Origin of the sequence: Flavobacterium sp. (assembly GCF_044361065.1) — a bacterium.
Lineage (GTDB): Bacteria > Bacteroidota > Bacteroidia > Flavobacteriales > Flavobacteriaceae > Flavobacterium.
Window position 1 is genome coordinate 1 of the sequence record NZ_JBIKJI010000062.1, and the last position, 11,023, is coordinate 11,023.

The 11,023-nt window shown below is 34.3% G+C and carries 7 protein-coding genes and 1 tRNA gene; all 8 read left to right on the forward strand.

Going from position 1 to position 11,023, the window contains the following annotated elements; genetic code table 11:
* The coding region (locus tag ACIQ11_RS05375; RefSeq protein ID WP_396153514.1) for a DNA translocase FtsK at nt 1-1,973 on the forward strand (1,973 nt) is incomplete at its 5' end.
* Nucleotides 1,974-1,988: 15 nt separating this feature from the next.
* Complete coding sequence (locus ACIQ11_RS05380) at nt 1,989-2,651, forward strand: outer membrane lipoprotein carrier protein LolA (protein WP_396150877.1); 663 nt, start codon at nt 1,989-1,991, stop codon at nt 2,649-2,651.
* 27 nt (nt 2,652-2,678) lie between these two features.
* Nucleotides 2,679-4,166 carry an LptF/LptG family permease gene (locus tag ACIQ11_RS05385; protein ID WP_396153516.1) on the forward strand — a complete coding sequence of 496 codons (1,488 nt, stop codon included), beginning with the start codon at nt 2,679-2,681 and terminating at the stop codon, nt 4,164-4,166.
* Entirely contained in the window at nt 4,156-5,286 is a 1,131-nt protein-coding gene (gene ribB / locus ACIQ11_RS05390) for a 3,4-dihydroxy-2-butanone-4-phosphate synthase (protein ID WP_291241738.1), read from the forward strand. The genes ACIQ11_RS05385 and ribB overlap by 11 nt, the downstream gene beginning before the upstream one ends.
* Before the next feature lie 135 nt (nt 5,287-5,421).
* Nucleotides 5,422-5,506 (forward strand) — tRNA-Ser (locus ACIQ11_RS05395).
* Between the two features lie 220 nt (nt 5,507-5,726).
* The gene (locus tag ACIQ11_RS05400) at nt 5,727-9,107 is read left to right on the forward strand and encodes a Calx-beta domain-containing protein (RefSeq protein WP_396153519.1); all 3,381 of its coding nucleotides are present in this window, start codon (nt 5,727-5,729) and stop codon (nt 9,105-9,107) included.
* 367 nt (nt 9,108-9,474) lie between these two features.
* On the forward strand, nt 9,475-9,693 hold the full coding sequence (locus ACIQ11_RS05405) for a helix-turn-helix domain-containing protein (RefSeq protein ID WP_396153521.1): 219 nt from the start codon (nt 9,475-9,477) through the stop codon (nt 9,691-9,693).
* 425 nt (nt 9,694-10,118) lie between these two features.
* Nucleotides 10,119-10,757: a DUF6266 family protein gene (locus tag ACIQ11_RS05410; protein WP_396153523.1), complete on the forward strand. Its 639-nt coding sequence runs from the start codon at nt 10,119-10,121 to the stop codon at nt 10,755-10,757.
* The last annotated feature ends 266 nt before the right edge of the window (nt 10,758-11,023 follow it).

Genomic DNA, 11,023 nt, shown 5'->3' on the forward strand with positions numbered 1-11,023 from the left:
TGGTTTTAATTTTCAGTGTGGTGGTTTTTTTAATATTTAGAATTAAAGTTTCTCCAGATAAATTAAAAGATTTTCTTGATGCCAAAGCCGCACCTGTAGCTGTAGCTGATGAAAATGAAGAGGAAGCTACTTCTGACACTATATCACCTGTGCTTTCAGATACTGAAGAGGAAGCCCCTATAGTAGTACCACCATTAAAAAAAAATCCTATAATTGAAGATACAGATGACGAATGGACAAACATGCAAGTGATTGACCGTGATGCGCCATCTGCTTTTGAATTAGATAAAACGGCGTTAAAGCCTACCATACAAAATGCGTCTGAAATTAAATTAGACACAACACCACAAGAAACACCGAAACAACCGGAAATTATTGAAACGGAAGATTCGTCTTTTATTATCGAAAAACCAGAAGAAGAAGATATTGTTGAAGAAAGTATTGCCCAACGTTTGGTGCAGGATTTCGGGGAATTTGATCCGACATTAGAATTGTCTAATTTTCAGATGCCTTCTATTGAATTGTTGAAAGATTATTCGGGAGTAGGGATTACAATTAATCAAGCGGAATTAGAGGAAAATAAAAATAAAATTGTAGATACTTTAAAGAACTACAAAATAGAAATCGCTCAGATTAAAGCGACGGTAGGACCTACGGTTACTTTATACGAAATTGTACCAGAAGCGGGTATTCGTATTTCTAAAATTAAGAGTTTGGAAGATGATATTGCCTTGTCATTATCGGCATTAGGTATTCGTATCATTGCGCCAATACCTGGTAAAGGAACTATTGGTATTGAAGTACCAAATGCCAATCCGTCGATGGTTTCAATGAGAAGTGCTATTGCTTCGCCTAAATTCCAACAAGCGGAAATGGAATTACCAATTGCTTTAGGAAAAACCATTTCTAATGAAACCTTGGTTGTAGATTTAGCTAAAATGCCTCACTTATTGATGGCAGGAGCTACTGGACAAGGTAAATCGGTAGGATTAAATGCGGTATTGACTTCGTTATTATACAAAAAACATCCAGCAGAAGTGAAGTTTGTTTTGGTAGATCCGAAGAAAGTAGAATTGACCCTTTTTAATAAAATAGAACGTCATTATTTGGCTAAATTACCTGATACAGATGAGGCGATTATTACCGATAATGCGAAAGTTATCAATACGTTAAACTCGTTGTGTTTGGAAATGGACAATCGTTATTCTTTGCTTAAAGATGCGATGGTGCGTAACATTAAAGAGTACAATGAAAAGTTCAAACAACGAAAATTAAACCCTGAAAACGGACACCGTTTTTTACCGTATATCGTTTTAGTTGTAGATGAGTTTGCCGATTTAATTATGACGGCGGGTAAAGAGGTAGAAATGCCTATTGCGCGTTTGGCTCAGTTGGCTCGTGCTATTGGAATTCATTTGATTATTGCTACGCAGCGTCCGTCTGTGAATGTAATTACGGGTATGATTAAAGCCAACTTCCCAGCACGAATTGCCTTTAGAGTAACGTCTAAAATTGACTCAAGAACCATTTTAGATTCAGGAGGTGCCGACCAATTAATTGGTAGAGGGGATTTGTTGTTTTCTAACGGAAACGATTTAATTCGTGTGCAATGTGCCTTTGTAGATACTCCAGAAGTAGAACGTATTTGTGATTTTATTGGTTCGCAAAAAGCGTATGCCGATGCGTATTTGCTTCCAGATTATGTGGGAGAAGATAGTGGCATAAAACTTGATATGGATATATCAGAACGTGATTCATTATTTAGAGATGCGGCTGAGGTTGTTGTTTCGGCACAACAAGGTTCGGCTTCTTTAATACAAAGAAAATTAAAGCTTGGGTATAACCGCGCCGGACGTATTATTGACCAATTAGAAGCGGCCGGAATTGTAGGTCCTTTTGAAGGTAGTAAAGCCAGACAAGTTTTAATAACGGATATGAATTCGTTAGAAATATTTTTTAAGAACGAACAATAGATTGAATACATTATAATGAAAAAATTAGTTACACTATCTGTTATAGCCCTATTTTTAGTGGCATTTACAACTGTAGAAAATAATCCACCGAAAGAGAAAAATGCGGGTAAAGCGTTATTAGATAAAGTAGTTAGCAAAGCCAAATCGTACAAAAATATGGTGATTGACTTTAAGTATGCTATAAATAACTCAGCAGAGAAAATTAATCAGGAAAGTACGGGTAAAGTAATGTTACAAGGGAACAAGTATCATTTGTCTTTTATGGGTGTTACTAAACTATTTGATGGAAAGAAAATATACACAATTGTTCCAGAAGATGAAGAGATTACGGTTTCTAATAATGATGAGAGTGATCCTAACACTATGTCACCTAACAAGATTTTTACCTTCTTTAAAAAAGGATTTAAATTCGCTATGGACATCAAACAACCTATGGCTGGGAAAACCATTCAGTATGTAAAGCTAACACCTTCAAGTGCTACGGATAAGCGTAAAGAAATCTTAATTGGTATTGACACCAAAACCAATCACATTTATAACTTAATAGAAATAGGTAAAAACGGAACCCGAACTACTTTAACAGTTTCTTCGTTTAAATTTAACCAAACGTTAGCAAAAAATCAGTTTACCTTTGTAAAAGCGAAATATCCAAATTATTATATTAATAAAGCGGACTAATCTGTAGCATTTACGTATAACTACTCCATGAAAATAATTGATAAATATTTATTAAAATCATTCCTGATTACGTTTGCTACAGTATTCGTAATCCTTTTTTTTATTTTCATTTTACAAAGTATTTGGTTGTTTATTGCCGAATTAGCGGGTAAGGATTTGGATTTTATGACCATCTTAAAATTCATCTTTTTCTATTCGCCTATTATGGTGCCTTTGGTATTGCCGTTGTCTATTTTATTGGCTTCTATTATGACCTTTGGTAGCTTTGCGGAAAACTATGAGTTTGCAGCTATGAAATCTGGAGGTATTTCTTTGGGTAGGGCCATGCGGTATTTAATTGTTTGTACCGTATTGTTTAGTGGTATTGCTTTTTTATTTGCTAATAGTATTATTCCTGAAGCCCAATTTCGTTTTATTAATTTAAGAAAAACCATCGTGCAAACCAAACCAGCTATGGCTATTGGTGAAGGACAATTTAGTAAAATTGGTACGACTACCTCTATTTATGTAGAAAAGAAATCAGGGGAAAACGGCTCGTTTTTAGAGGGTGTTACGATGCATATGAAGAAAGGGGAGTTTGGTACGGTTACTACCGTTATTAAAGCCAAAAAAGGCGTATTGAAAAGTGATGAATCGACCAATTTATTGCAATTGGATTTGTTAGACGGCAATTACTACGAGGACATTCAGCCCAAAAAGTTTGAAGAACGCGACAAGTTGCCTTTTGCTAAAAGTAGTTTTAAGAAATATACGGTTACTATTGATTTAGCCAAACTAAATACAAATGCTAATGAAGGTAATGATTTGGTAAACACTTACAACATGCTTAATATGAGCGAATTGAAATATACGATTGATTCGCTGCAAACTACTTTTAACAAAGATGTTGCCTCGTATAGTGATAACTTAGATAAAAATACAGAAAGTCTTTCTATGGTGTATAATTTCCCTGTGGGATCTTCTGTAGTGGTACCTAAAAAGATTAAAATATCTGATGATTTAATTGATTTGTTTCCTACAGATAAAAAAGCGATGGTGTTAGATGTAGCGAAAAACAATGTTAACAATACTATTTTTACTTTGGACGGATATAAAACCGATTTGGAATTTAAACAAAACAATATTAACGACCACTGGGTTGGGTATTACGATAAAATTTTAATTGCCTATTCGTGTTTGTTGATGTTTTTTATTGGTGCTCCTTTGGGTGCTATCATTAGAAAAGGGGGGCTTGGATTGCCTATCGTATTTGCGGTAGCAATTTTTATTACATTTAATTTCGCCAATACCTTTGGTAAAAAATTAGCCGGACAAGACGCCATTCCTCCGTTTATTGGAGTTGCTGCAGGTGCCTTGATACTTACACCATTTGCTATATTATTTACGTACCGAGCCACTAAAGATATGGGATTAACCATCGACTTAGATTGGCTACTTGTACCTATTAAAAAAATGTTTACAAAACAAAATACTAATTCGCTACCTGGCGAAAACATTACAACTAATGAGTCATAAGATACAACTGAATACCATAGAAGAAGCCATTGAAGATATCCGTCAGGGTAAAATGATTATTGTGGTAGATGATGAAGACAGAGAAAATGAGGGCGATTTTTTAGCTGCTGCTGATAAAGTTACGCCTGAAATGATCAACTTTATGGCTACGCACGGAAAAGGGCTTATTTGCGTTCCGTTAACCGAATCGAGATGTAAGGAATTGGAATTGCATACCATGGTTACGAACAATACGGACAACATGGAAACGGCATTTACAGTTTCTGTAGATTTAAAAGGGAATGGGGTTACCACCGGTATTTCTGCTGCCGACCGTGCTAAAACTATTGAAGCCTTAGTGCATCCAGATACCAAACCGTATGAATTGGGACGACCAGGACATATTTTTCCTTTAATTGCCCGTCAAGGCGGGGTGTTACGAAGAACAGGGCATACAGAAGCAGCCATTGATTTTGCCCGTTTGGCTGGGTATTCCTCAGCTGGTGTGATTTGTGAGATTATGAATGATGATGGTACGATGGCACGTTTACCAGAATTGGTAGAAGTGGCTAAGAAATTCGATTTGAAATTGGTTTCTATTGAAGACTTGGTGGCTTACAGAATGCAACACGACAGTTTGATTAAGAAAAAAGAAGACTTTGAAATACAAACCCGTTTTGGTACCTATCGTTTGCGTGCATATTTGCAAGTTACGAACAAACAAGTACATATTGCTTTAACCAAAGGAAGTTGGAGTATGGGTGAGGCCATTTTAACCCGTATTAACTCTACGCAAGTCACGAATGATATATTGGGTAGTTTAACCGATACCTTAAATAAGAAGTTAGAAGATATCTTTAAGAAATTTGAATCGTATGAGAAGTGTGCGATTTTGTTTATCAATCAGGAAATGCAATCGGTGGAATTATTGGATCGTTTGGCCGAGTTGAAACGCTTGCAAGCTGCAGGTGATTTTACGACACCACGAATTGCTGTAGATACAAAAGACTTTGGTATTGGTGCGCAAATTTTACATGATTTGGACATCACTAAGATTAAGTTATTAACCAACTCTTACCAAAACAAACGTGTGGGAATGATAGGTTACGGCTTAGAAATAACCGAATATTTGAATTATTAAATAAAAACGCAGCTAGTAAATATTGACTATCAGCTATTTAATAAAAACTTCTAAAAAAAGTAATGCAATTGTTTTTTTAATAGAAAAAACCTTTTATATTTGCACTCGCAATACGAAAGTAGTGCACGTCTTATTGGAGAAATGGCAGAGCGGTCGAATGCGGCAGTCTTGAAAACTGTTGACTGTAACAGGTCCGGGGGTTCGAATCCCTCTTTCTCCGCAACAGAAAACCCGAAACGAAAGTTTTGGGTTTTTTTATTTCATTTTGATGTCTTTTTACTACAACTTACATTTTTTATTTCTTAAATAATAGTAACAGATAACTTGCTTTTGAAATTGGATCCTAATGATTAAGTTTTTTTGTAATGATTTTTAATATATATTTGTTATAATTATTTAATAATCAATTCTAATAGTACAATTGATAAAAACAAATTATTATGGGGAATTTATTTAAAAAAACATTTTTTCTTTTGTTTTTTGGGTTTTTTTTAAGCACGGTTTATGCTCAAAACCCAAATTTAACAATCACACCCAGTTATGTAAATGTAATTGAAGGAAACACTGCAAATTTAACATTTACATTGTCTGCAGCAAATAATGCAAACACGGTAATAAACTTAGTAACAACCGATGGAACAGCAACCGTTTCTGATTATGCTGCTACAACTTCTACAATTACAATTCCTGCAGGTCAAACCACTTACTCTTTTTCAATTGCAACTACAAATGATGCAATACCTGAAACAAATGAAACGTTCTCTTTAAATGCAACAGTTACTTCTGGTAATACTTCGAATGTTTCCTCCGCTGTTAGTTTTTATATTACAGATAATGATACCATTCCTTCATTACTAAATTACACTTCTACTATAACTGAAGGATTGACTCAAACAATATACTTTTATTTGAGTAATCCTTACAATTCTGATATTACAATAAATTTTATATCAACAATTGGAACTGCAGGGACTGCTGATTTTACTACAATTTCTACTACGAAAACAATTTTAGCAGGCAGTACAAGTACATCAATATCTGTAGCTACTACAAATGATAATTTAGTGGAATCAAATGAAACCTTTACCATTAACGCTACTTCACCCTCTATTTCAAATTCGCCCTTTTCTATGACCATTACGATTATAGATAATGATACCATTCCAACTGCCACTGTAGGTGGAAATACTTCAGTTATGGAAGGGAATATTATAAATTTGTCTATTAACTTGAGTAATCCATATAATGCTCCAATAACTATTGCATTGGCAACTACAAATGGTACAGCTGGATCCACTGATTATACTTCAATAACAAACAATTTAGTCATTAATGCTGGAGTTCGTTTTGCTAGTTTTACTATAAATACGAATAACGATACTTTAGACGAACCTAACGAAACGTTTACAATCTCTGCAACTTCTTCATTAATTTCAACTTCTCCTGTTTCCAAATTAATTACTATAATAGATGATGATGGATTGCCAGAAGTTACAATAAATAATACTTCTGTTTTAGAAGGAACTAATTCTGTGTTTAATGTTGCTGTTAATCCTGCAAGCCCAGTTGCTACAACTATTCAAATGGTAACCGGAACCGGAACTGCAAGTGGTTCAGACTTCACTTCTACATCCATGTTGGTAACAATTCCTGCAGGAACAAATGCAGCTAACTTTACTGTGCCAACTATTTTAGACACACTTCAAGAGGCTACAGAAACCTTCACAGTAAGTGGAATAGTTACTTCCGGAAACACCTTTAATACTACTTTTACTGGGACTGGAACTATTTTAGATAATTATAATTTGAGAGCCAATTTAGACAACATAACTGTAGCCGCTGGATTAGGTACATCTTATCAAGTGCTTACCAACGATACTTTTCAGGGACTTGCAGTAAATGCAAATAATTTAACCATTAGTCTCAGTTCAAATAACCTTGGCATAACTTTAAATTCTTCAGGAATACTAACTATTCCACAAAATATTGCTGTTGGATATTATAGCTTAACCTATACAATTTGTGAAATTGCAAATCCAAATAACTGTAGTTCTGCCGAAATAACGGTTCAAATTACAACACCTCTTTTATTTAGTGGTATTGGAACTTACTTTGATTCAAATGCAGATGGTTTTACAAATGTTGGCGATGTAATAAATTACCAATTGACATATACTAATTTAGGAAATTCTCCGATTTCAAATATCATTTCAAATATTAATAGTATTACACTATTAGGGAACCCTGTAACTTCTTTAAACTCCAATAGTGCAATTACAGTTACTGCTACTCATGTAATTACGCAACAAGATATTAATACTGGAGGGTTTGGTTTTTATGCTAATTTTACGGGGATATACAATGGAGTACAAATCTATACTCAATGTTTTACCCAAAGCGGTAGTACACAAAATGAATATTGTGTTTACACTACATTAAGCACTTCAAATGGGATAAAACTTAATGCTTTTATTGATGCTAACGGAAATGGAACTCAAGATACTGGAGAGCAAAATTTTAAATTAGGAAATTATAATTATCAAATCAACAATAATGGCATTGTTCATAACATATCTTCTTGGAATAGTTTCTATTTATACGAATCTAACCCCGCAACAACCTATAATTTAACGTATACGGTTTTAAGTCAATATGCACCATATTATGTTTGTACTGCTGCATATCCCACTGTAACAGTGGCAGCAGGGTCAGGGATTACAACCTATAATTTTCCAATTACGTCAATTCCTTACAATGATGTTGCTGTATATTTATATAGATATTTACCGCCACGTCCAGGATTTTTATATTATAATTATATTGCCTACAGAAATAATGGCACACAAACAATTCCCTCAGGAACTCTTACTTTTACAAAGCCATCCGCAGTATCAATTAGTGGAATTAATCAAACGGGAACGGTTTCAAATGCTACCGGTTTTTCTTATAATTTCACCAATTTATTACCAAACGAATATCGTTACTTTTGGGTAAAAATGCAAGTTCCAACAATTCCAACAGTAGCTTTAGGGCAACAACTTACAAGTGCTGCACAAGTTACTTTTACAGGAACAGACGCTTTTCCTTTAAACAATTCTGCAACTTTAATTCAAACTATTGTTGGGTCTTATGATCCCAATGATAAAACCGAAGCACATGGTGGTAAAATTCTACATTCATCCTTTACATCAAATGATTATTTGACCTATACCATTAACTTTGAAAATACGGGTACTGCAAATGCAATAAATGTAAAAGTTGTAGATGTTTTAGACCCTAAATTAGATGAAACTACCGTAAAAATGATTGATGCAAGTGCACCTTTTTCTTTAGACAGAATTGGAAGTACATTAACTTGGAAATTTGACGGTATCGATTTACCGCCCTCTTCATCAAGTTCAGAAACAATAGGACATGGTCATATAACGTTTCAGGTAAAACCTAAACCAGGTTATTTAGTTGGTGATGTTATTCCAAACTTTGCAAATATTTATTTTGATTTCAATCCGGCAATTATCACAAATACTAATACAACACAATTTGTTCAGACTTTAGGGCTTGACGAATTTGAAAATATTGATTTTATGTTTTCACCAAATCCAGCCTCTGAAAGCGTATTAATTGAATTAAAAAATGAAACAGATCATATCAAACAAGTTAATATTATTGATATAACAGGTAGAGTAATTCAAACAACTTTGTTTTCTTCATCATTGAATTTTGAAAATATAAATGTCAATACATTGAATACTGGAACCTACTTTTTAGAAGTAACATCAGATTCAAATAAGAGAGTAATTAAAAAAATTATAAAAAAATAAATCCATGAAAAAATTGCTGAAACAATTTTTAACTTAAAACATAAAACCCGAAACGAAAGTTTCGGGTTTTTTTATTTCAACACTTTCCTAATTACAAAATCCTACATATTTTTTGCGGTGATTTCGATGTTGTATTACCGCAAAAATGCGGTGCTATTGTTATAAAATAAATTAAACAGCTATTCTTTATAATTATTTGATTAACAACATATTGCAATTTACTCGCGAGGAAAATACAACCTTTTTTTATGAAAAGTTGTGAATAACTTTATCAATGGTTTTTTTAAAAAATTTCCGATATTTGTATTCAACTAAAACAAGCCCAAATTATGAAAACAAAAATCTATTAATTTAACCTTAAAAGCCAATGGTAAAAAGAAAAGAAGAAGATTACGCAAATGAAGATCGTACTACGAATATTGAGTTCATAGAAACGTACAAAGTATTACGAATTTTAAAAATTTCAGATAGTACCTTGTACAGATATCGAAAGACAAATCAAATCCCTTTTAAAAAAATAGGGGGTAAGTATTTGTATCCGAAGAGTTATTTTTTAAATTTAACACAAGAAACATCTGCAGCATAAAATGCTTTTCTAAAAGTAAGCGATCCAATTTGGGTCGCTTTTTTTGTTTTTAGACCCTTTATTTGGATTGGATTCTTTTGTCAATTTTTTAGTTTCATTTGGGTTTTCTTCGGTAGTTGTTCGGTAAAAGTACCATTTTACCGAAGCGCTACCGAACCAACTCCGAACAAATACCGAACAAAACCCTTTTTTATCTCGTACCAACAACCTGTCAAAACCCGTCATAACCCGTCAAAATCGGTCAATGGATGGCAACGGTAGGCAAGTCCATTTATTTTAAATCAATTTCGATTAAAGTGTTGTAAAACAGTTAGTTACAAAAATATTTTGTCGTTTGTACGCCTTTTTTACTTTATATTTGTACCGTTGATTGAGTGCGCACTCCAACACAAATTATTTTTATAAATTTTTAAATTTTTTAGAGTATGGGAACATACAACAAAGGCATCTTAGGTGCATTTTCTGGAAAAGTAGGTCCAGTAGTTGGCGCTTCGTGGCGCGGCAAAGAGGTAATGCGTAGTTTACCTAAAAAAAGCAATCGTGTGGCTACAGCTACACAGTTGCTACAACGGCAAAAGTTTGCTATGGTGCAATCGTTTTTATCGGGTGTGAATCCGGTGGTAAAGCGCTATTTTGGTAGTAATTCCGGACTTAAAACTCGTGGCAACCAAGCCATGTCGTATTTAATGAAAGAAGCTTTGGTGTTTACCGATCCTGATTTTGAATGGGATTATTCAAAGGTATTAATTAGCCGAGGCGATTTAACAGGTATTGAAGAAGCCTCTGTTGATGTGACTGCAGGTGAAATTAACGTGATGTGGACGGACAACAGCGAACAAGGCGAAGCACGTGCCGATGACCAATTGGTACTTCTGGTGTATGACCCAGAAAGCAAAACGGTAGTGTACAGTTTAGCCGCTGGCGAACGTGCCGATGAAGCCACTTCATTAGCCATGCCCAGTCATTTAGAGGACGCGGAAGTGCAGGTGTGGGCAACGTTTGTTTCTGCCGATGAAAAGCGGTTTGCCACCAGTTTGTATTTAGGTGCCGTAACGGTGATTTAAAAGGCAATTATCTTAGTACTATACTTTATTAAGTGTTCAAAATAAGTATAGTGTAAAACTCCCTGCCTTATGGTAGGGAGTTTTTTTGTAGAATTATTACTACAATGGGGTTTTTAGGTGTTTTTTGTGTTGGATATTGGGATTTTTTTTAGTAGGTTTGAAACAAATACTTTTTTATAACCACTATGAGTACAACTACTGTAAAAGCCGATATTAATTTTGAACAAGAACTTTGGAAGGTTGCCAACGAATTACGTGGTGCTGTA

Excerpts from the sequence above, each read along its gene's own strand:
- ACIQ11_RS05380 (WP_396150877.1), top strand. The coding sequence starts at position 1,989 with ATGAAAAAATTAGTTACACTATCTGTTATAGCCCTATTTTTAGTGGCA.
- ACIQ11_RS05405 (WP_396153521.1), top strand. The coding sequence starts at position 9,475 with ATGGTAAAAAGAAAAGAAGAAGATTACGCAAATGAAGATCGTACTACG.
- ACIQ11_RS05400 (WP_396153519.1), top strand. The coding sequence starts at position 5,727 with ATGGGGAATTTATTTAAAAAAACATTTTTTCTTTTGTTTTTTGGGTTT.
- ribB (WP_291241738.1), top strand. The coding sequence starts at position 4,156 with ATGAGTCATAAGATACAACTGAATACCATAGAAGAAGCCATTGAAGAT.
- ACIQ11_RS05410 (WP_396153523.1), top strand. The coding sequence starts at position 10,119 with ATGGGAACATACAACAAAGGCATCTTAGGTGCATTTTCTGGAAAAGTA.
- ACIQ11_RS05385 (WP_396153516.1), top strand. The coding sequence starts at position 2,679 with ATGAAAATAATTGATAAATATTTATTAAAATCATTCCTGATTACGTTT.